The following is a 21245-nucleotide window of genomic DNA, read 5'->3' as shown; positions in this document are numbered from 1 at the left end:
AAAAGCGCTCAATGAGCGCTTTTATATTTATGGCTAATTTTTGATTTTCGGTGTTGTTATAAGAGTAATAACTCCATAAACAATTGATCCAATTGTGGCGAGTAACATGTCTTTATGAGCATCCCACATGTCGCCTTGTTGCCCATTATAATTTTCAGCTTGTTCAGGTGATAAGCCAATAGCAATGAGCCATTCGATCAGTTCATAAAAAACACTAGATGCCATCACGAATTGAACTACAAGTAAAAATAGGGAAAACGGACGTGCAGTCGGCAACCAAACTTGAAAAACACGATAAATAAGAGGGTAGAGCAAAGCGCCATATGAAAAGTGCACAAGTCGATCATACATATTGCGAGACCAACCCATGTATTCATCTAAATTAAAATGAAAGATGTGCTGAATCCAGTCATTATATGGCACGTATGAATATAGATAATGAGCACCAATTACGTGGATTAAAAGAAACAGTAAATAAAAACAAAAACTTAAAAAATCGAGACCAATTTTTTTGAAAATAATAAAAAGTAAAATCAGCATTAAAACTGTGCCGGATTGATGAAGTAAGTAAGCTTCAAACTCCAGAGGATTGATACCTGAAACAATAATGGCAATCAAAAGCAGGCTGATTGCAATATAGTGTTTAAGTTGAAATTTTTTTTCGATCATTTTATGGAAAACTTTATTTTGATGGGTATAAGTGTAATAAAAAAGCGAAGCCTAGGCTTCGCTTTTGATTAATTTTTTAATTAGATTTTACTAATTAAGTCATTAATTTGTTTTGCTTGTTCAGCTGCGTTACCTGTATAAGTTGCAGGAGTAAGCTCAGCTAAACGAGCGCGCTCTTCGCTTGGTACTTGAGCAAGTTCGTTACCATTTACGAAATCAACCATCATGTCGCGAGTCATTGCTTGACCACGAGTTAAAGCTTTTAACTTCTCGTATGGTTTTTCAATGTTATAACGACGCATAACTGTTTGAATTGGCTCTGCAAGAACTTCTTGAGCTTGGTCAAGATCTTCATTTAAACGATTTGCATTAAGCTCAAGTTTGCCAACACCTTTTAAGCAAGCATCAAAAGCAATTAAGCTTTGAGCGAAACCAACACCCATGTTGCGAAGTACAGTTGAGTCAGTTAAGTCACGCTGCCAGCGAGAAATTGGTAATTTTTCGCCTAAGTGAGCCAACACTGCATTTGCAATGCCTAAGTTACCTTCAGAGTTTTCAAAGTCAATTGGGTTAACTTTGTGTGGCATAGTTGAAGAACCAACTTCGCCTTCTTTAAGTTTTTGCTTGAAGTAACCTAAAGAGATATAACCCCATACGTCACGGTTAAAGTCGATCAAAATTGTATTGTAACGACGTAATGCATCAAATAACTCAGCCATGTAGTCGTGTGGCTCGATTTGAGTTGTGTATGGGTTAAATGTTAAACCCAAAGATTCAACAAAAGCTTGTGCGTGAGCAGCCCAGTCAACATCTGGATAAGCAGAAAGGTGAGCATTGTAGTTACCTACCGCACCATTGATTTTGCCTAATAACTCAACATTTTCAAACTGTTTGATTTGACGAGCTAAACGATATGCAACGTTTGCCATTTCTTTACCCAAAGTTGTTGGGCTAGCAGTTTGACCATGTGTACGAGACAACATAGGTTGTTCAGCATGAGTTGTTGCTAAAGCAGAAATTGCATTTAAAATTTGCTTCATGCTTGATACTAAAACTTCACGACCATTTTTAAGCATAAGCGCATGAGACAAGTTGTTGATGTCTTCTGATGTACAAGCGAAGTGAATAAATTCACCAGCATTTTGTAATTCAGAAATACCAGCAATTTTCTCTTTCAAGAAATATTCAACTGCTTTTACGTCATGGTTAGTTGTACGCTCAATTTCTTTAATGCGATTCGCATCTTCTTCAGAGAAGTTGCTTACGATTGCATCTAAAGCTGCATTTGTTTCAGCTGAGAAAGGAGCAACTTCAATAATTTCTGGACGGTTAGAAAGCGCTTGTAACCAACGCACTTCTACAGTGACACGAGCATGAATTAAACCAAACTCAGAAAGAAAAGGGCGTAGCGCATCACATTTGCTGGCATAACGTCCATCTAATGGTGATAGTGCGGTTAAAGCGTTCATAACGATTCCTTAATGCTGGAATAAACATAAAACAAAAATAATCTCGTTACAGCGTTAGATAACTTGGTACTGTAAACGAGCAAGTGCTTGAATATCCTGTAGCAATTTACGTTTGCTAAAAATCATGTTCCATGAACTACCGCCGAGTTGTCGCCATAAATGAGCCATTTGAAGCCCTGTAAACAGACAAGCACGAATACGGTTAGTATGGTTGGTATCTTTAAATGCCTCAGCATTACCACGAACAAGAATACGTGGATTAATTTGCCCAGCAGTATCTACATAGGTTTGCGCCAAATTGGCTAAAATACTTGGGTGTAAATAGTTATTATCGAAAAAAGAAAGCTGTTTTAAAATTTTCTGCTGTGCTTTTTCAATAATCGCTACATATTCAGGATTGCTATAGACCTTTTTTTCTAATTGCAAAAGTGACATCGCGTAAGACATAGGAAGTTTTGCACTACGCATTTTAGGCAAACGAGATTTAGGCGCATTGGTAAAAGGCTGAGTAATACAATTTTCGAGTGTCTTAAGACCTAATGAAATATCAGCCAGTTGATTAAAAAAATCTAAAGTCTGAACATTATTATTATTTATTGTAGGACGAATATTTAAACTCGCCTTTATTAATAACTCAAAATAGAAGTTACCGCTTTCACCAATACTTTGTTGCCCAGTCATGGCAGTCATATGCGTAAGCTGGGTCGCTTGGAATACCCCAGCCAAAGCAAGGGCACGGTTTTCGCGAACATTCAAGGCTTGTGATTGTTGAAAGGGTAACTCCACCATGCCATCCATTCCCTTAAATAAAATCTGGTGTAGGGGCATTTGTATGGTGAATCACACCCCCGCCTAAGCAAACTTCATCCGAATAAAATACAACACTTTGGCCAGGTGTGACTGCGCGTTGAGGTTCATCAAACTCAACATGAATACCGTGTTCACTATTTTCATCAATAAACACTGTGCAAGCCTGATCAGGTTGGCGATAGCGTGTTTTGGCAGTACAACGTAATCCTTCAGCCGGAATATGTTGTTCTCCAGCTACCCAGTCAATTGACTCACTCCAAAGCTGTGTACTTTGCATAAGTGGGTGTTCATGTCCTTGACCTACAACTAAACGGTTGTTGGCAAGGTCTTTATGAAGTACAAACCATGCACCTTCTGCTGCACCTTTTAGTCCACCAAGACCAATACCGCCACGCTGACCGAGCGTATAGTACATCAGACCGTGATGTTCACCAACTTCTTTACCGTTATCCAGCACGATTTTACCTGGTTGAGCGGGTAAATATTGTTTAAGGAAGTCATTAAAGCGGCGTTCGCCGATAAAGCATATACCAGTTGAATCTTTTTTCTTCGCCGTTGCTAAGTCCAGTTCTTCGGCAATTCTACGCACTTCTGGCTTTTCAATTTCACCAACGGGGAATAGGGTTTTATTAATTTCACGGCCATGAACTGCATGCAAGAAATAAGTTTGGTCTTTGTTGTTATCTAACCCACGTAATAAAGGTGCATATGCTTCACCTTTAGAGTTATAAGCAGTTTCAGCACGACGAGCATAGTGACCTGTTGCAATAAAGTCAGCACCTAAAGTCATGGCATGGTCTAAAAATGCGCGGAACTTAATTTCTTTATTACATAAGATGTCTGGGTTTGGGGTACGACCAGCTGCATATTCAGCCAAGAAGTGTTCGAATACACGATCCCAATATTCCATCGCAAAGTTTGCAGTGTGAAGTTTAATACCGATTTTATCTGCTACTGCTTGAGCATCGGCTAAATCTTCCATTGCTGTACAGTATTCCGTGCCGTCATCTTCCTCCCAGTTTTTCATGAAGAGACCTTCAACTTGATAACCCTGTTGAAGTAAGAGTGCCGCAGAAACAGATGAATCTACGCCACCAGACATACCGACGATGACACGTTGTTGCATAGGACTAGGCATCCAAATGAGAAGTTAATGAGGGAGAGAAAGGGTGCTCATAAATAAGAGCTAAAGGATAATGGTGTCCTTTTATGGCATCTTCAATCGCTTTAATGACCAGAGGACTACGAGCGCGGGCAGATTCTTGAAGCTCATCTAGAGTCATCCAGACAGCAGAAACAATACCTGTATCGAGTTTAGGTTCGCTTTCGACGTGAGTGACATGTGCTAAAAAGCAGAAGCGATAGTAAGTACGGTCCGGAAACATAGGCGGAGTATATGTATAAATACCAAGTAAGGCATCTATCTCAACATGATGACCCGTTTCTTCAAGTGTTTCACGAATAGCAGCTTCTATTAGCGTTTCACCACATTCCACATGACCAGCAGGTTGATTAAACACAGTGTGTGCAAAACCTTCGCTATGTTCTTCGACAAAAAGATAGCGTCCATCTTTTTCTACGACTGTAGCGACAGTGACATGAGGAGTCCATGCGGCCATAAAAAAGCACCATGAATTTAAAAGTCGTATGATACGAAATTTAGGGGTTTTTGGCTACGGTGATCTTACAAACGATAGAGAACTATAAAAGCTCTATCGTTTGAAAAAATTGAGTATGTACTAATTGGTTTGGTTATCTTTATGGTTGTTTTGCACTTTTACATAATGTTTTGCTGAATAAGGTAAAAATGCCAATTCTTTTTCGGTTAATGGGCGTACTTGTTGTACAGGGCTTCCAACATAAAGATAACCACTTTTTAAGACTTTACGAGGTGGCACTAAACTTCCTGCACCAATCATCACATCATCTTCAATAACAACATCATCTAAAATGACGGTATTGATCCCGACTAGTACGCGGTTACCAATAGTACAGCCATGTAAAGTCACATGGTGACCCACCGTCACATCTTCACCAATAATAAGAGGCGAACCATTAGGCTTAGCATCATTTTTATGGCTGACATGTAACATACAATGGTCTTGTACATTACTATTTTTACCAATTTGAATACTATTTACATCTCCGCGAATGACTGCAAAAGGCCATACCGAAACATTTTCGGCCAATTTAACATCACCGACAACCACTGACATTTCATCAATGTAACAGCTTGGATCAATTTGGGGATGATGATCTAAATAGGGACGGATGTTTTTTGTCATAAGAAGTATCAAAATAAAATTTAATCAAATTATAAAATAAAAAAGCACTCAAGCTAATAGCATGAGTGCTTAATCCAACTACTCTAAAATTAGAATAAGTTGCTAAAGAATTGTTTAATATGGTCGATCATACGTGCAAAGAAGCCTGCTTCTTCAACAGGTTTTAATGCAACTAAAGGTTTTTCAGCAATGACCTTACCATCTAAACTTGCAACAAGTTTACCAACCACTTGGCCTTTTTGAAGAGGCGCATTTAAATTTGGTTGAACAACTAATTGAGTTTTTATACCGCCTGCTTTGCCTTTAGGCATAGTAACGTTAAAGTTCTCTGCTAAACCAATTTGAACTTCATTTTCTTTACCAAACCATACTTTAGCTTTCGCAAGAACTTGATTTGCAGGTTGAACATTTGCAGTTTCAAAGTTTGCAAAACCCCAAGACAACAATGCACGTGTTTGGTTTGCACGTTCATTAACGCTATTGGTACCAAAGATAACTGAGATTAAACGCATTGGACCGCGCTTACTTGAAGTTGTTAAGCAGTAACCAGCTTCATCGGTATGACCTGTTTTTAGGCCATCAACACTTGGGTCTGTGTAAAGTAAAGCATTACGGTTACCTTGTTTGATACCGTTAAATGTAAACTCTTTCTCAGAGTAAATTGGATAGTATCTTGAGCTATCTTTAATAATATGTTGAGCTAAAACTGCCATATCTTTTGCAGTTGAATAATGGCCTTCTGCAGGTAAACCCGTAGAGTTCATAAATTGTGTATTGGTCATGCCAATACGTTTTGCTTCCTGATTCATCAGGTGAGCAAAAGTACCTTCATTTCCAGCAATATGCTCAGCCATTGCTTTTGATGCGTCATTACCAGACTGGATGATAATACCTCGAAGCATCTCTAAAACAGTTGCTGTACCATTTAATGGAACATACATACATGATTCGGAACTACTGCCTTTACACCAAGCAGATTCGTTCATACGAACCTTTTCATTCTCGGTAAGTTCACCTTTTAATAGTTTTTGTTCAATGATGTAGCTTGTCATCATTTTAGTCATAGAAGCAGGAGCAAGCTTTTCATTTTCATTTTTAGAAGCAAGAATTTGTCCTGTCTCGTAATCCATTAATACATAAGACTTATTATTTAATTCTGGCGGAGCTGATAAGACAGTTGCTGCATAAGAAAAACTTGGTAAGAGGAGGAGTGCAGCAATAGCGCTTTTTCGAGTCATTCTAGGTAATTCCAATATCTTGTATGAAGCAGAAGAACCTAGCATTTTAGGACAAAGCAAAGCCGACTTCTATGGGGGAAGTCGGCTTTTTCGAACAGTATTGTAACTAGAGAGTTTTTAACTAATTTAGTTTTGCGATTGATAAGCTTTTACGTCTTGACAAACTAACGTATTTTGCTCGTTACCAGCAGCTTTTGCATCATTACGCGCTTCTTTTAAGACTTTTTTGAAACTTTTGTCTTTTGTCCGTTTTTCTAAAGCTGCAACTGGGTCTGCTTCATTTGGCAAATAGTCTTTTACAAGACGTTCATAACCTTGAGCAAATTCTGCATCTTTTTTGCCAATCAAACTTGGGCAAATTTCAGAAAGTACTTGAATTGCTGCTAACTCTTCCGGGGTGGTGCCTTTATTTGGGGTAACTTCAACAACATTTTCATTTTCAGTTGGTTTTTTCTTGTCAGCAGCATAACCCACTGTTGCCATTGTCATAAGTAAAACAACAGAAAGAGATTGAACTAAGCTTTTTTTCATAAACATGGATAACCTGAAACAAAAATTTGAAATATGCCGATAGCTTAAACAATTTAAGGGCTAAAAAAATGGAAAAAATGTATTGTTATGTAGGTTTTCTGCTTTATATCAACAGAAAACCTTTCAAAGAAAAGCATATCGAGTGAAATAGGCTTAGTCTTTGTAATTTACCACTTCTTCACAAAGCTCATGTTGTTCATGGTGATCCATTTCTTTTGCAGCCTGACGAGCTTCGTCTAGCAGTGTTTTATATTCTGAATCATTTTGCAGTGCAGAGAAGGTGATTGATTTATTGGAATAACCGCCAAGGTACATTGCAATAATCTTTTTAGTATTGGTTTCAAGATTTTTATTTGCACCAACAAAAGTCGGGCAAATTTCTTGTAAAACTTGAGTAGATGCAATGTCATCTTTAATTAAGCTATCAGCTTCTTGTGTCGAGATACCCTCATCAGCAAAAACCGTCTGTGTACACAATGTGATACTGATCCCCAATACTTGAAAAAAAGGAGCAAAAGTTTTCATTTTTTCACAATTTTATAATGCTATGGAGGCATAAATATATATAATTCAACAAATAATTCAATTGAGAAAACCTTCGGGTTTATTTGTCGAGAAAGATTTTTAGTGAATATTTTAATTGCGAATGATGACGGTGTCTTTGCACCAGGTATACAAGCTTTAGCTGAAGCGTTAAAACCATTAGGCCGTGTTGTCGTGGTTGCTCCGGAAAGTGAGAGAAGTGGTTTTTCAAGTGCGTTAACACTTGATCGTCCTTTACGTCCTATTCAAATTGCCGAAGATGTGTGGGCTGTGAATGGAACACCAGCGGATTGCGTTTATTTATCTATGAATGGTCTATTCGACTTCGAATTTGACTTGGTGGTGAGTGGAATCAATAGTGGTGCAAACCTAGGTGACGATGTTCTGTACTCAGGAACAGTTGGTGCTGCGTTTGAAGGCCGCTTAATGAAACAACCTGCAATTGCGGTTTCTTTAGCTGGGTCGGATGTACGTTCATACAACCATAAAGATGATTATGCTCAAGCAGCCAAGTGGGTGCATGACTTTATTGCCAAAGGTTTACCTGCACTACCGCCGCGACATATTTTTAATATTAATATTCCAGATGTGCCGCAGCTTAAAGGGACTCAAATTACTTATCAAGGACGCCGTGCTCAGTCTAAACCCATCACCAGTCATGTCGACCCAAGAGGAAGACAGGTTTATTGGATTGGTCTAGCAGGTGAGGCAGTTACTGACCCACAGCGTATTGCTAGCCAGATTCAATCTGACTTTTTCGCAGTTGCAAATGGTTTTGTGAGTGTAACTCCAATTCAGATGGATGCAACAAACTATGCGGTTTTAGAGGATTTACAGGCCAGTTTGGGCGAATAATCTAGGTCGAATGTTATAACTTTGTGAATAAAGAAAAAGAGGAACATGTTTCCTCTTACTTTTTTGGTACTCTTAGCCGAAATGATTTGTAGCATTTAGTGAGGGAGATCGATGCATTTAACTGAGCAACAAAGCAGATTGCATATTCAAAGAGACAAAATAATGAAAATTATGATGTTGTCTTTAGCTGTGGGTTTTACTGTTGCAATGGCAGGATGTGCTTCTAGACCACAAATTAATAATAGTTCTCGCTATGCGACGGCTCCTAACTATTATACAGTTCGTTCGGGTGATACTTTAAGTGGTATTGCAATGCGTTACGGTCTGGACTATGTCAGTATTGCTGAAATGAACGGCATTGCTCCACCGTATCGTATTTATGTTAATCAATCATTACGATTAAAGAAATCTTCTTCACCAAGAACCGTGTCAACACAAGTCATGGCGCAACCTGAACCAATTAAGCGCCAAACAATAGCATTACCGACTACGACAACAACGGCACCAACAACAACCCCGCCACGAACAGTTGCACCAACCACCAATACAACAGTGGGAACTGCTATTCCAAGTTCAAGCTTGCGTTGGATCAAACCAAATAACGGACCAGTGATTCAAGCGTTTAATTTGGCGAATAATGTCAAAGGAATTCGTTATGGTGGTAATCAAGGTGATCCAATTTATGCGGCAGCAGATGGTCAAGTCGTATACGCAGCCGATGGCTTAAAAGAATATGGTAATTTAGTTTTAATTAAACATATTGATGGCTATATCAGTGCGTATGCCCACAATAGCAAGATGATGGTGAAGAGTGGAGATAATGTAACTGCAGGTCAAAAGATTGCAGAAATGGGCTCTTCAGGTGCGTCGAGAGTTATGCTTGAGTTCCAAATTCGCCTTGATGGTAAACCAATCAACCCAGCAAATCTTTTACCTAATTAGCTAATGCAATAAATATAGGTTTCCTCGTATAATGTAATTGGTTGCTTTCATTACAACAATAAGCATTTTTTATAAATTTAAAATTAGATTTGAGGAAACCTATGTTAGATCAGCTTCGTGCGATGGGTGTTTTTGCTTGTGTGGTTGAAAAAAGTTCATTTAGTGGTGCGGCACGTGAATTAGGCATTACAACAAGTGCTGTAAGTCAGCAAATACGTTCTCTTGAGCATGAAATGGATGTAATTTTATTACACCGTTCTACTCGGAAACTTAGTTTGACAGAGGCCGGACAGGCTTTTTTTTCAAGTTGTCAAGAAATGTTGGCAGCTGCAGAAAGAGGCAAAATCAGAATCAATGAATTGCGAGATGATTTGATTGGAGATTTGCGGATTGCAAGCACACCCGACTTAGCGGTTCAGCACATTATTCCTGCTCTATCTCATTGGATGTCAGCTCATCGCGGTTTATCTGTTCATTTTGAAGTAGGTCATCGTTATATTGACCTCATTGAAGAACGAATTGATGTTGCAGTGCGTATGAGTTCAACACCAGTAGAAGAGAGTAGTTCAGTCGTTCCTATGGCTTTTGTCGATCAGATTTTGGTAGCCTCTCCCAGCTATCTCAATCAATCGAGCCCGATTTTGCATCCAAACGATTTAAACAACCATGAGTTGCTTTCAATCAATGCAATGAATGAATCACGCAGTTTTCATTTTCAACATGCCAAAACTGGTGAAAAATTGCATATTGAAATGGCAAGCCGTTTGCAAAGCAATAATTTGCAAGTTGCTAAAGCCTTATGTCAGCAAGGACATGGTATTGCTAGAATTTTATATTTAGATGCTCAAAAAGAATTGAAAGCTGGTTCTTTAATTGAAATCTTACCAGATTGGAAACTGCCGGCTTTTACTTTGTATGCAGAGATTGCCAAACACGATCAACAGCCAATGAAAATTCAACGCTGTGTTGAAGCACTTAAACAATATTTTAGTCAGTTGGCTGGTGGACGAGCGATGCAGATCGTTCGCTAACTTTCAATTGATGCATAAAAAGGGCTTGTGATTACAAGCCCTTTTTATATGAGTATTATTTTTGCTTGAGAGTCGCAACTTCTTCCTGAGTTTCCTGTGGAAGATCATTTGCCGTGAGCTCTTCGTGCTTCTTAATTTTTTTCTTATTTTTCTTTTTCTTTTTAGGCTCCTCTTCAATTTCTTCGCCATCTTCAATCGCTTGCCAATATTCAAGCTGTTCCATTACAGCGGCGTAAATTGAATGTTTGCTGTATCTACCTTTCTTATCCAGTGTACCAACAGGGCGAGCCATTAAAATTTCAAGTGCTTGATCAATGGTATCAATCGCATGGATATGGAATTGACCACTTTGTACCGCATCAATTACATCTTGGCGTAGCATTAAATGCTGCATGTTTTGACGAGGAATAATGACACCTTGTTTACCCGTTAAACCTTGTAATTTACAAGCATCATAGAAGCCTTCAATTTTTGCATTTACACCGCCAATGGGTTGAACTTGACCTAACTGGTTCATAGAACCGGTAATCGCCCATGATTGATCAATTGGAATTTGGCTAATTGCAGAAATTAACGCAGAAAGTTCGGCAACCGTGGCGCTATCGCCATCTACTTGGCCATAGCTTTGTTCAAATGCAAGCGCAGCAGAGAAATGCAAAATCTGTTCACGACCAAAGTGAGCTTTCAAGAAGCTCGACATAAGTAAGACGCCTTTAGCATGCAGTGAACCGCCAAGCTCTACACTACGTTCAATATCAAGAATATCGCCGCCACCTTGATAGACTGATGCAGTCAAACGTGAAGGTAAACCAAACTCGACATCTGCATAGTGAATAACAGAGAGGGCATTAATTTGACCTAAACGATGACCAGAAGTCTCGATTAGCTGAGTTCCGCGTGATAAATCCTGCCAGTAAAGCTCTCTTAAATAGCCTAAGCGATACTGTCTGTGTTGTAGCGCAAGGTTAATGTGCTGATCAGTTACAAGCTTTTCATTGGCTTTAAAAGCATGGTGATGTGCTTCACGAATCAGGTCGCCCAAAGTTGAAGCATGTAACGACAGCGAGCTTTGATCTTCTGCTTGACGGCTTGAGTCGGTAAGTAAAGCAGCTAAAGCACTACGGTCAAATGGAAGTAGTTTGTCGGCTTGAACATAGTCAGCAATGAGCTGCATGTAAGCTTGTTCATTTTCGTCATTACGTTGTAATGTATCGGTAAAATCTGCGCGTATTTTAAATACGCTGCCAAGCTCTGGTTCTACTTCTAAAATTTCATAATAAATTTCAGGCTCTGCCATAAGTACCACTTTAATATCCAGTGGAACCGCAGCAGGCTCAATCGAGATAGAGCCTGTTAACGTCAACATGTGTTCAAGAGAAGAGAGCTTGAGTTGGCCTGATTTTAAGGCACGCTTTAAACCTTGCCATGCATAAGGTTGTTCAAGTAATTGCTCAGCCTCAAGCATTAGAAAACCACCATTCGCTTGATGAAGAGCACCAGGACGAATGAGAGTAAAATCTGTGGTAATTGTACCGTTATGAGTAAGCTGCTCAACGTGACCAAGTAAGTTGTAGTGCGTTGGGAAATCTTCAAAAATAACGGGAGCACCGCTGTTTGGTTTATTTGAGACAATCACATTTGCTTGATAACGTGCTGGTACGCGATTGAACATAGCAGGAGCAAAGTCGTCTTCTTCTTGCTCTAAAATGAGTTCAACATTCTCAATTACATCTTGAGCATATTGCTTTAAATAATCTTCAAGGCCTTTCACTTGGCCATATTTATTTAAAATTAAATCTATTCGTGGCATAACCACTTGAGTCGCAATATCTCGATTTAATACAGAAACTTTGTCGCGCGCATCATCTTCTAAATCGCCTAAATGCAAACCAAGACGCTCAAGTTTTTTATCCATGTAGCGAACATTAGCCGCGATTTCAGCGCGTTGTTTCGTATTTAGAGCATCAATTTCTGTTTGAGTGAGCTCTTGCACCTGATCGTCTTTTACTTGTACAGGTACAAAACCATGTTTCTCATTTCGAGAAATCAATTTTAAGTCTAGCTCTTCGCCTTCTTTGGTTAACTCAACCAGCGCTTGTTGTTGTTCATCTCCAGTTTCCTCACGGATCCGTTCAATACGGTTATGATAAGTTTCGGCACTAAAACGACGTTCAAGCTGTTTTAAAATAATTTGCCAAGCTTGATGAAGAGCTTGTTGAAACTTGGTGCCTTGACCAGCAGGGAAGCGTAAGGCAATTGGTTGACGCGCGTGTTTAAAATTATAGACATATACCCAGTCATCAGGAGTTGGCATTGTTTTGGCATGTTGCTGTAGTAAACGCTTAATCATGGTGCGTTTGCCTAAGCCTGCCGTTCCTACTGCAAAAATGTTATAACCTGAGTAGGGTAAAGAAATACCCGCTTCTACCGACGCTTTAGCGCGGTCTTGACCTAAAAAATTATTGAGTGGTTTGATACGTTTTGTTGAAGCTGGAATATTTTCAAAATCTGGAATATGGGTAAGTTGTTCCGGTTTTAAGGCTGTTTTATCTAAAGTCATTTTTATATCAGGTTGCTCAAGAGCTGAAGGAAATGCATTTATTGTGACGTTTGTGGTGTTTGTTTTAGCGAGTGATAAAGTTGAAGTTGTCACTTGATCAAGTTTTTGTGTCACTGTTGGTATCCAGCAAAAGAAAACGAAGGTTGAGGGTTAAAGGTATACAGGTTTAGCATAAAATATCAAGCAAACTTGCCGTTTTTATCATCAAAACCAAACTTGATTGCATAAAGAATCTTGAAAGGAATGGTAAGAAGCGATTGAATAGGCACATTTATAATTTATGGAAAATAAAAAACGAATGACCACACAAACCTCTGGTTGGGTCTCGGCGTTTAAAGCATTTTTAGACCGTCGTGCATTAATTATGCTATTTCTGGGTTTTTCTGCCGGAATACCTATTTTATTGATTTTCTCTAGCCTTTCATTATGGCTAGGTGAAGCGGGTATCGATAAAAGTGCAGTCACTTTTTTCAGTTGGGCAGCTTTGGGATATTCCTTTAAGTTTGTTTGGGCACCCTTAATTGATGAGTTGCCAGTACCGTTCTTGACCAAGGCTTTAGGTCGAAGACGTGCTTGGTTGTTAATTGCCCAGTGTTTGATTGTGCTTGCGATTTGTACGATGGCATTTGCCGACCCAGCTTTAGGTCATAGTTATCTCGTTCAAATGGCAGCAGGTGCAGTTTTACTTGGCTTCTCGGCGGCAACGCAAGATATCGTCATTGATGCTTATCGTATTGAGTTAGCTGAAACTGAAATGCAGACGGTGTTAGCATCTACTTATAATGCGGGTTACCGTATAGGTATGATTGTGGCTGGTGCTGGTGCATTGTTTTTAGCTGCACATTTAGGAACAGCGAAAGGCAACTATATTTACGAGGCTTGGAAAACCACTTACTTAACAATGGCAGCAGTCATGTCGGTCGGTATTATTACAACCTTACTTGTTCGTGAACCTCAAGTTAGTCGAGTATATAAAAACTATAAAACTACTGATTACTACCGTTTGGTTTTAGTCTTCTTTATAGCGGTCATTTCGTTTGTTTTAACTTATATTTATTCAGGTCAAATTACTGAGGCAATTTCAAAAGCTGGCAATATTCAAGATAGTGCAAGTTTATTTGGCTTAGAAGCTTTAAGATTTTTAACCGCAACAGGTACTGCCATTTTAGTCGGTTACATACTGGTTAAAATGGGCGTTGTAAACCAGCAAATGGCAAAAGAAACTTGGATTGCTCCAATTCTGGATTTCTTTAAACGTTATGGTGTCAAACTTGCGTTAGTGCTTTTATTCTTGATTGGTTTCTTCCGTATTTCAGACATTATTGCGGGTGTAATTTCAAACGTCTTTTATCAAGATTTGAACTTTAGCAAAGAACAAATTGCCGAAGCAGTAAAAGTTTATGGCGTTATCTTTAGCTTGGTTGGTGGCTTCTTAGGCGGTCTACTAGCGCAGCGCATGAATATCATGAAACTGATGTTTGTTGGTGCTGTATTAGCTAGTTCTACTAACCTCATTTTCATTGGTTTAGTAAAATCTGGCAAACCGCTTGATATGGTTGATGTTCAAGTGGGAGACAAACATTATAAAGCTCAGCCTGATGAAGTAGGGTATTGGAAGGTTAAAGTCCCAAGTTCTACTTTTGATGGGACAAAACAAATTGATGTTAAAGCTGGCTATGCTTTGCAAGGTCAACAAGCAGAGACCATAGTTCGAGTTCAACCATTAGTAACAACGCATGCTGAACATTCACCTATACAGATTTTACCTTTAATGGGAAGTGACCAAATTACTGCTAAATCTTCTGAGGGAAGTGTTGTTGTTCGTGGTCAGTACTTTGGCAAGGCTTTGTCACCTAACCAAAAGATTGTAGTGAGTTTGGATGGGCAAAACTTTGATGCAAAAATGACAGATCAAAAAGGCGTGTTTAACGCTGCAATTGATATGCAAAAATTATTGTCATCACCAACCAAGCAATTAACTGCTGCGGTGGTTGAAGGAAACCAAAAAGTATTATCAGTTTCACATCAATATGAAGTCGCTTCAAATTCTGCACCAAAAGCTGAATTAGATGTAAACATCGAACCTCTACCATACATTGACACTCAGTCAGGTAAAGAAGTTGAGATTAGCGGTAAAGTCATTAAGCCTTACAGTTCGCTATGGCTATACTTTGCAATTGTTGTAGACAATATGGCTTCGGGCCTGGCAGGTGCAGCATTCATTGCATTCCTTTCGAGCCTAACCAGTGTGTCATTTACTGCTGTTCAATATGCGATCTTTAGTTCACTCATGACCCTTACACCAAAACTTTTAGGTGGATATTCGGGTACCATAGTGAGTAATATTGGGTACCCAAACTTCTTTTTGATGACCACACTGATCGGGATTCCAATCTTAATTTTAGTGGTTTGGGTTGGAAAACTACTCAAAGATCATCAAACACATGAATCAGAAAAGGCAGGTGAATAAACATGCGAATGCTTCATACAATGTTGCGAGTAGGCAATTTAGAACAATCTTTAAAGTTCTATACCGAAGTATTAGGAATGAAGTTACTTCGTAAGCGTGATTATGAAGAAGGTCGTTTTACACTGGCATTTGTTGGTTATGGCGATGAAGAAAATAATACCGTGCTTGAACTTACTCATAACTGGGATACATCAAGTTATGATTTAGGTAATGCTTATGGTCACATTGCAATTGGTGTCGAAGACGCTTACAAAGCATGTGAAGAAATTAAAGCACGTGGCGGTAAAGTTGTGCGTGAAGCTGGCCCAATGAAGGGTGGCGTTACGGTTATTGCCTTTGTTGAAGATCCAGATGGCTACAAAATCGAGCTCATTCAGCAAGATGCAGATGCCAGAAATAATTAAGTAAATGACTTAAGTGCTTTAAGATTTAGCTCTTAAAAGTCTAGCTTTATTTTTATAGCCCAGTATGATGAAGACCTGACCAAATGGTCAATTTATCAACTGGGCTTTTATTTGTCTAAAATAATCATAGGATGTGAATATGCTGAAGTTCTTGGCACTTGATCGATTTACAGTTTTGTTGGTTGGCATGGTACTACTAGCAACGTTTTTTCCAGTCAGTGGTCAAGCTGCGCAGTATTTCAATACATTAACTACAGTCGCGATCGCAATTTTATTTTTTCTGCACGGTGCTAAATTGTCTCGTGAGGCTGTAATTGAAGGTATTTTGCATTGGAAAATGCATTTACTGGTATTTGCAATTACGTTCTTTATTTTTCCTGCCCTTGGGTTATTGGCCAAACCTATTCTTTTACCCTTATTAGGACAGCAGCTCTATTGGGGCTTTCTGTTTATGTGCTTCTTGCCATCTACTGTTCAGTCTTCTATTGCATTTACTTCAGTTGCAAAAGGAAATGTGGCAGGGGCGGTATGTAGTGCATCTTTCTCAAACTTGGTGGGTATGTTTATCACGCCAGTTTTAGTCAGCTTCTTTATTTTAGGGCAAAGTCAGCACGGGTTTGATCCTACGTCGTCTATTATTGAAATTACGCTGTTGCTATTAGTGCCATTTGTTTTAGGACAATTGCTTCGTCCCTACGTTTTCCCATATATGGCAAAAGTACCAAGCATTGTAAAAGCATTCGATCAAGGCTCAATTTTGATGGTGGTTTACGGCGCGTTTAGCGGGGCAGTGGTTGCCGGGCTTTGGCATCAGGTAAACTGGAAAACTTTACTACTTTTGGCGCTCGCTTGTTCTGTGTTACTCACCATTATTATGTTGCTTGCGCTGTATTTACCGCGTGCTTTTGGTTTTAGCCGTGCCGATCAGATCACTGTTTTCTTTTGTGGCTCAAAAAAGACCTTGGCAAGCGGTGTACCTATGGCACAAATCTTATTTATTGGTCAGCCGTTAGGAATGATTGTTTTGCCAATTATGATATTTCACCAAATACAGCTAATGGTGTGTGGAGTAATCGCAAATTACTGGGCTAAATCCCAAGATTAATTCGCAAAAAAGATTTATATGGCGTATAATACTGTCCACTTGTTGTGCTTAGCTCTAACCCTAGAGGTTTCGGTGGGCCAAAAGAATGGTCTGTTGTGGTGTTGATCTGCTTGAAAAAGCTTTCCTCAATTTAATTGAGAGTGATCAATTGCGATGACAGCTTAAGCCTTTCTTCAATTAGGAGTAATCGACGATGCGCGCCGATATTCACCCAAAATATGAAAAATTAGTTGCAACTTGCTCATGCGGTAACGTAATCGAAACTCGTTCTGCTTTAGGTAAAGAAACTATTTACCTTGACGTATGTTCAGCTTGCCACCCATTCTACACTGGTAAACAAAAGAATGTAGATACTGGTGGTCGTATCGACAAATTCAAACAACGTTTCTCTGGTATGTCTCGCTCTATCAAGCGTTAATACTGCAGAACGAAATAAAAAACGGGCTTATGCCCGTTTTTTATTTTTTAAATAACAAGACCATTACTGGTCTTGTACATCGGTTAAGCGATCAAGTTTTTTCTGGAAATAATCACCTTGTAAGAAACGTGCTTCCACGTTCCATGCATTTGCAAATAGGTTCATATCATTTAAGTTAGCCAATAAAATTCCAATTGGTTTTACAGTCAGATAGTTCAATACCTTTTCTTGCAAGCTGTTCAGACCCTGATCTGAACTTAACAAAGCCGTTTTGCTAGACTGTAATTTTACAAACTGAATATCAAGCTGCTGTAAAATTGAATCACTATGCATAGAAGAAGTAAAATCTCGAATTGAAACTTCTGCACCATGTTGGCGTAAACGACCAATCAATGGCTGAACCGTTGGAAGGTAGTGCTGAAGTGCTTGTTCTGAAAACTGCAAAATCAATGGACTTTCAAGTTTGCTACCAATGATGGTAAGCAGCTTTGAAATCAGCTCAGGGAATGATTTATCTTTCAGCAAAATATCAATATTCAGGTTAATAATGAGTCTTGCTTTAGGATACTGAGCAATAAAATTGTGAAGCTGTTTACATGCTTCAACCAATATCCAGCGATCTACTTGAATTGAAAGCTCAGCGTCTTCTTTTAAGTCAGCTAAGTCGTTTAAATCATGCCATTGTTCATCAGCAATAAAGCCACTCGTCACTTCATAGTTATGAGTTTCTTCATCATGTTTGTCATACACTTGCTGATACTTCAGATGTATCTCACCTTTAGCAAGTTTTTGTTTTAACTGCTGTAGCAAAGATGACTTAGAACTCACCTCGGAATGGTCAATTGTTAAATCTAGAGGAACAGTTTCAACAGTCGGTGAAACGATTTTTTCTTCAATTGGTGCTATTTCAAGTTGAGGTGTAACTTGAGGTAGATTCTGCTTTTCAGCTTCATTGAGTAATGAGCTAAAAGAAATCTCAGTGAGTGGTTGGTTAAGCGGAGCATAGCCAAGCTTTAACTGTACCGAGAAGTTTTGTTCATTCACTTTTAACAAGTGTTCTTTTTGCAAAGTTTGTAGACTTGTTAACTGCGAATTTAAAACTGAACTATTTTCAGCTTGTAAAATCCCAGCATAAGTTCCCAAATCGACTTTGAAAATTGGCATTTGTGCATGATCTTTTAAAAAACCATGAAGCTGATTGAAATATAGTCCCAACGTCTGCCAACCTTGTTGAAAGAGGCGTTCTGGGCATTGCGCGAGCTTAAATAACACTACAGCATTTGCTTGCGCAGGATGGGTTGATAAATGTCGATTGATTTGTTGCCAAGCCGTACTTAATCCGACACTTTTTTCAGATGGAGACGTGTTTGCTGGAATGCTTAAATCAACTTGATAATCGATGGTCAGTTGTACAGCGTCTTCTTCTTGGCTTGGAATAAATTCCAGTTTCAAAGCGTTATTACCAGAAATAGCCTGATGCTGACTTTGAATTTCAAAACGAGCTTGATCAAACTGACCTAAAGAAATTTTCTTAAATCGTTGTTTGAAAATATTTAAATCGTTCGGTTGTAAGACATCCAAGATTGGCAAACCAATAATATCTTCTTCTTGCTTAAAGCCAAAAAGATTAAGGTATTCAGGATTTGCCTTAATATGTATGCCTTCTTGAAAAATAGCGACTGCTTTATGGCTGTTGTCGACTAGAGTTTGCGTATGACTATGAATGGTATCAAGCTCTGCTAACAAACGTTGTTCCGTTTGTAAAAGGCGGCTATAGGATAAGGTTCGAACAAGGGTGATGTAGAAATAGTCCAATGGTTCTAATGGGACTACATCGTAAATACCTTTTTGAACATAGCTTTGGTATTGCTGTGTTTGATAATCATCTGGTTGCAAAAGTAAAATTGGAAGCTGCGGCTGTTCTGACGCTTGAACGAGGGAGAGAGTTTGTTCAATTTTCAAATCGTACGCGCGGCCAAAAATAATCACATCCCATGATGTATTGAGCTGCTTTTCAAAACTTTTTAAATCATCAAGTAATAAAGCATTAACTTGATATTGATTCCCCGATAAAAGATTTAAAATTTGGTTATAACGTAACTGGTTATCATCAATAATGAGTAAACGTATTTCAGTACGTCTTAACTTTTTAGATAGTAAAGAGTTTCTCACTTTAATGCTTCCCATAAATCTTGACTATTCGCGTTACTATTCTTTTTCAACATGAACTGATCAAGCAAATGTTGTTGCTGATCATTTAAAAGTTCAAATTGAAATTGAATAAAACTCTGAGTAATGAGTTGTGCTTTGAGTAGATACACTTTGATTTCTTCTGTCCCCAATCGTAAATGAATTGTTTGTTGCTCTCTAAAAATTTGAGACCCCGGTAAAATAAGCGTGTTTTGTATTTCTTCTAAGTTTTGAGTTTGTAGTAATAGTGCAGGGTGATAATTACGAGTATGGCGCTCAGCCTGAATATGTACAGCACAAGGGAACATGGCTTGTGAAAGAATTTCTAAACCCAGTTCCAAACTTTTTTCTGTTGATTGTTTAATCCAGCGAATCACACCGCCACGCCACTGACCATGCAATGTTTCTTTAACTAAAATATATTCGCCAGTTCGTAAGTTTTTCGGAGCTTCACCAGACCATTTAATACGATAGCCATTAACACTGATATCAAGCACTGTGGTTTGATAAATGGTTTTACTCTCACGACTTAAGCGTTGGTAAGACGAAGTTTGTTGCTCTTTTTTCTCTAGGTTTGATAAAACTTTCGATTCACTTTGTAAATTATAGTTATTGTTCAGTTGTAGTGTTTCTTCAAAGTTCTTTGCTTTAGATAGATAAAAATGTGCGGTAGTTAATCCGAAGCAAATTTGGAGAGCGGCATTATATTCATAACGTTCATGACGGCGCTGTGCGGTCGTGCCTAAAATGGTTTGAACGTGAAACTTTAACGCAGGGCTTAAATAAATCTTTTCATTTTTAGACATGTACTGAGCATTTTTATGCATGGTGGCAGTGACATGCTCAAGCAACGCTTGAGTGCTAATAAAAATGCTTGGATTGAAATTTGAGCTTTGTTTTTTGTTATATACCGGTGGATGGTCTTTAGTCGGGTCGACCACATACTTAGTTAAAGCACTATCTTTGGGTAAAATCTGAATCATACGTGCCCAGTCAAAACTACACTGGAATAGCGCTTGAATTTCCGATTGACGAATCTGATTGGTATTAAAAATATCTAATAAAATAAGCTGTGCATAAGCCTGCGTAATATTCGCTAAAGGGTGCTGTACACCTTGAATATGATTAATATTGGTTAAATGATATTTGTGCTGAACGGCTGTTTCATAAAGTTGATGTGCAATTAACCATTGGCCTTTAACAGGTTCGCTATAGAGCATATGCTGTTGGTATAAAAGATTGGTCAGTTGCTGCAATGCATGGAATGTCGCCAAAATACGTGCAGTTTGTAAGTTTTTCTTTTGTTTAAAAGAAAATAAAGAGAACTTCTGTTTTTGCAGCTGTTCGTGGCTGGTTTGAGCAATATTTAAATAAATGCTGGCAAAATAACAGCGCAACAACATTGCCAGTTCAATAATATGCTCGTTACGGTCTGTACTAATCACACCTTGGTTAAAGAAGTTCTTTTCTAAACTTGCCAAAACATTATTAATGGTTGGGTGAAGCGTTTGAATTAAGTCAAAGCGAAGTGTTTCACTGCAATTTAATTCATTTAACTCCAAAATTGCGGTAAATAGCGCTTTTGAAGTATCACCCAATTGCATAATAGAAAGGGTAGTGACCCATTCATTAAGGTCTTTAATGTTGGCTTCACAAAAGCTTAACCGTTCACGAGTACGTGCGGTTTGATTGTGAAAAATGTCCGAAAGTGCATTATTCATCATC

The 21245-nt window shown here is 38.6% G+C and carries 19 protein-coding genes; 7 read left to right on the top strand and 12 right to left on the bottom strand.

Annotated elements, in window-relative coordinates:
• Positions 1-33 precede the first annotated feature (33 nt).
• From ACLCEG_RS08025 to ACLCEG_RS07985, 9 genes are all read right to left on the bottom strand, one after another.
• Positions 34-669 (bottom strand): DUF2238 domain-containing protein, encoded by a 636-nt coding sequence (locus ACLCEG_RS08025; RefSeq protein ID WP_068933585.1) that lies wholly within the window; start codon positions 667-669, stop codon positions 34-36.
• Positions 670-749: 80 nt separating this feature from the next.
• Complete coding sequence (gene purB / locus ACLCEG_RS08020) at positions 750-2138, bottom strand: adenylosuccinate lyase (protein WP_019457723.1); 1389 nt, start codon at positions 2136-2138, stop codon at positions 750-752.
• 54 nt (positions 2139-2192) lie between these two features.
• Positions 2193-2927, bottom strand: coding sequence for a high frequency lysogenization protein HflD (gene hflD / locus ACLCEG_RS08015; RefSeq protein WP_410567009.1), 735 nt, complete (start codon positions 2925-2927; stop codon positions 2193-2195).
• A gap of 13 nt (positions 2928-2940) precedes the next feature.
• Complete coding sequence (mnmA, locus tag ACLCEG_RS08010) at positions 2941-4074, bottom strand: tRNA 2-thiouridine(34) synthase MnmA (protein ID WP_410567007.1); 1134 nt, start codon at positions 4072-4074, stop codon at positions 2941-2943.
• A 4-nt stretch (positions 4075-4078) separates the two neighbouring features.
• The gene (locus ACLCEG_RS08005; RefSeq protein WP_319914918.1) at positions 4079-4567 is read right to left on the bottom strand and encodes an NUDIX hydrolase; all 489 of its coding nucleotides are present in this window, start codon (positions 4565-4567) and stop codon (positions 4079-4081) included.
• 120 nt (positions 4568-4687) lie between these two features.
• On the bottom strand, positions 4688-5233 hold the full coding sequence (locus ACLCEG_RS08000; RefSeq protein WP_002052760.1) for a gamma carbonic anhydrase family protein: 546 nt from the start codon (positions 5231-5233) through the stop codon (positions 4688-4690).
• Positions 5234-5322: 89 nt separating this feature from the next.
• Positions 5323-6471 (bottom strand): D-alanyl-D-alanine carboxypeptidase PBP5/6, encoded by a 1149-nt coding sequence (gene dacC / locus ACLCEG_RS07995; protein ID WP_004700150.1) that lies wholly within the window; start codon positions 6469-6471, stop codon positions 5323-5325.
• Positions 6472-6597: 126 nt separating this feature from the next.
• A complete protein-coding gene (locus ACLCEG_RS07990; protein WP_004700152.1) occupies positions 6598-7008 on the bottom strand; it encodes an MCR_0457 family protein in 411 nt (136 codons plus the stop codon).
• A gap of 147 nt (positions 7009-7155) precedes the next feature.
• Positions 7156-7527 carry an MCR_0457 family protein gene (locus tag ACLCEG_RS07985; RefSeq protein ID WP_019457726.1) on the bottom strand — a complete coding sequence of 124 codons (372 nt, stop codon included), beginning with the start codon at positions 7525-7527 and terminating at the stop codon, positions 7156-7158.
• A 102-nt stretch (positions 7528-7629) separates the two neighbouring features.
• Between ACLCEG_RS07985 and surE the strand changes: the two genes are divergently transcribed.
• From surE to ACLCEG_RS07970, 3 genes are all read left to right on the top strand, one after another.
• Positions 7630-8400, top strand: a complete 771-nt coding sequence (gene surE / locus ACLCEG_RS07980) for a 5'/3'-nucleotidase SurE (RefSeq protein WP_004700156.1) — start codon at positions 7630-7632, stop codon at positions 8398-8400.
• 111 nt (positions 8401-8511) lie between these two features.
• Complete coding sequence (locus ACLCEG_RS07975) at positions 8512-9342, top strand: peptidoglycan DD-metalloendopeptidase family protein (RefSeq protein WP_410567004.1); 831 nt, start codon at positions 8512-8514, stop codon at positions 9340-9342.
• A 101-nt stretch (positions 9343-9443) separates the two neighbouring features.
• Positions 9444-10373, top strand: a complete 930-nt coding sequence (locus tag ACLCEG_RS07970; RefSeq protein ID WP_004700160.1) for a LysR family transcriptional regulator — start codon at positions 9444-9446, stop codon at positions 10371-10373.
• Between the two features lie 55 nt (positions 10374-10428).
• Here the strand turns inward: ACLCEG_RS07970 and ACLCEG_RS07965 are convergent, their stop codons facing one another.
• Positions 10429-13047, bottom strand: coding sequence for a Lon protease family protein (locus ACLCEG_RS07965; RefSeq protein ID WP_039252848.1), 2619 nt, complete (start codon positions 13045-13047; stop codon positions 10429-10431).
• A 166-nt stretch (positions 13048-13213) separates the two neighbouring features.
• On the opposite strand from ACLCEG_RS07965, the gene ACLCEG_RS07960 reads away from it, so the two are divergent.
• The 4 genes from ACLCEG_RS07960 (at position 13214) to rpmE (ending at position 17330) form a co-directional block, all read left to right on the top strand.
• Positions 13214-15403 (top strand): AmpG family muropeptide MFS transporter, encoded by a 2190-nt coding sequence (locus tag ACLCEG_RS07960; protein ID WP_174739141.1) that lies wholly within the window; start codon positions 13214-13216, stop codon positions 15401-15403.
• 2 nt (positions 15404-15405) lie between these two features.
• Positions 15406-15807 carry a lactoylglutathione lyase gene (gene gloA / locus ACLCEG_RS07955; RefSeq protein WP_019457730.1) on the top strand — a complete coding sequence of 134 codons (402 nt, stop codon included), beginning with the start codon at positions 15406-15408 and terminating at the stop codon, positions 15805-15807.
• Between the two features lie 133 nt (positions 15808-15940).
• Positions 15941-16912 (top strand): bile acid:sodium symporter family protein, encoded by a 972-nt coding sequence (locus ACLCEG_RS07950; protein ID WP_085945699.1) that lies wholly within the window; start codon positions 15941-15943, stop codon positions 16910-16912.
• A 193-nt stretch (positions 16913-17105) separates the two neighbouring features.
• Positions 17106-17330, top strand: a complete 225-nt coding sequence (gene rpmE / locus ACLCEG_RS07945) for a 50S ribosomal protein L31 (protein WP_004652835.1) — start codon at positions 17106-17108, stop codon at positions 17328-17330.
• A 63-nt stretch (positions 17331-17393) separates the two neighbouring features.
• On the opposite strand, the gene ACLCEG_RS07940 is transcribed toward rpmE, so the two are convergent.
• The gene (locus ACLCEG_RS07940) at positions 17394-19502 is read right to left on the bottom strand and encodes an EAL domain-containing protein (protein ID WP_410567001.1); all 2109 of its coding nucleotides are present in this window, start codon (positions 19500-19502) and stop codon (positions 17394-17396) included.
• Complete coding sequence (locus ACLCEG_RS07935) at positions 19499-21244, bottom strand: GTPase (RefSeq protein WP_410567291.1); 1746 nt, start codon at positions 21242-21244, stop codon at positions 19499-19501. The genes ACLCEG_RS07940 and ACLCEG_RS07935 overlap by 4 nt, the downstream gene beginning before the upstream one ends.
• Position 21245: the final 1 nt, after the last annotated feature.

The organism is Acinetobacter sp. H1(2024) (genome assembly GCF_046557555.1).
GTDB lineage: Bacteria > Pseudomonadota > Gammaproteobacteria > Pseudomonadales > Moraxellaceae > Acinetobacter > Acinetobacter seifertii.
This window is presented reverse-complemented; position numbering and strand designations above follow the sequence as displayed.

Coding starts and splice junctions, on each gene's coding strand:
- ACLCEG_RS07990 (WP_004700152.1), bottom strand. CDS start 7,008: ATGTTTATGAAAAAAAGCTTAGTTCAATCTCTTTCTGTTGTTTTACTT.
- rpmE (WP_004652835.1), top strand. CDS start 17,106: ATGCGCGCCGATATTCACCCAAAATATGAAAAATTAGTTGCAACTTGC.
- ACLCEG_RS07935 (WP_410567291.1), bottom strand. CDS start 21,244: ATGATGAATAATGCACTTTCGGACATTTTTCACAATCAAACCGCACGT.
- ACLCEG_RS08000 (WP_002052760.1), bottom strand. CDS start 5,233: ATGACAAAAAACATCCGTCCCTATTTAGATCATCATCCCCAAATTGAT.
- mnmA (WP_410567007.1), bottom strand. CDS start 4,074: ATGCAACAACGTGTCATCGTCGGTATGTCTGGTGGCGTAGATTCATCT.
- ACLCEG_RS07960 (WP_174739141.1), top strand. CDS start 13,214: ATGGAAAATAAAAAACGAATGACCACACAAACCTCTGGTTGGGTCTCG.
- ACLCEG_RS07975 (WP_410567004.1), top strand. CDS start 8,512: ATGCATTTAACTGAGCAACAAAGCAGATTGCATATTCAAAGAGACAAA.
- purB (WP_019457723.1), bottom strand. CDS start 2,138: ATGAACGCTTTAACCGCACTATCACCATTAGATGGACGTTATGCCAGC.
- ACLCEG_RS08025 (WP_068933585.1), bottom strand. CDS start 669: ATGATCGAAAAAAAATTTCAACTTAAACACTATATTGCAATCAGCCTG.
- ACLCEG_RS07970 (WP_004700160.1), top strand. CDS start 9,444: ATGTTAGATCAGCTTCGTGCGATGGGTGTTTTTGCTTGTGTGGTTGAA.
- ACLCEG_RS08005 (WP_319914918.1), bottom strand. CDS start 4,567: ATGGCCGCATGGACTCCTCATGTCACTGTCGCTACAGTCGTAGAAAAA.
- gloA (WP_019457730.1), top strand. CDS start 15,406: ATGCGAATGCTTCATACAATGTTGCGAGTAGGCAATTTAGAACAATCT.
- ACLCEG_RS07985 (WP_019457726.1), bottom strand. CDS start 7,527: ATGAAAACTTTTGCTCCTTTTTTTCAAGTATTGGGGATCAGTATCACA.
- dacC (WP_004700150.1), bottom strand. CDS start 6,471: ATGACTCGAAAAAGCGCTATTGCTGCACTCCTCCTCTTACCAAGTTTT.
- hflD (WP_410567009.1), bottom strand. CDS start 2,927: ATGGTGGAGTTACCCTTTCAACAATCACAAGCCTTGAATGTTCGCGAA.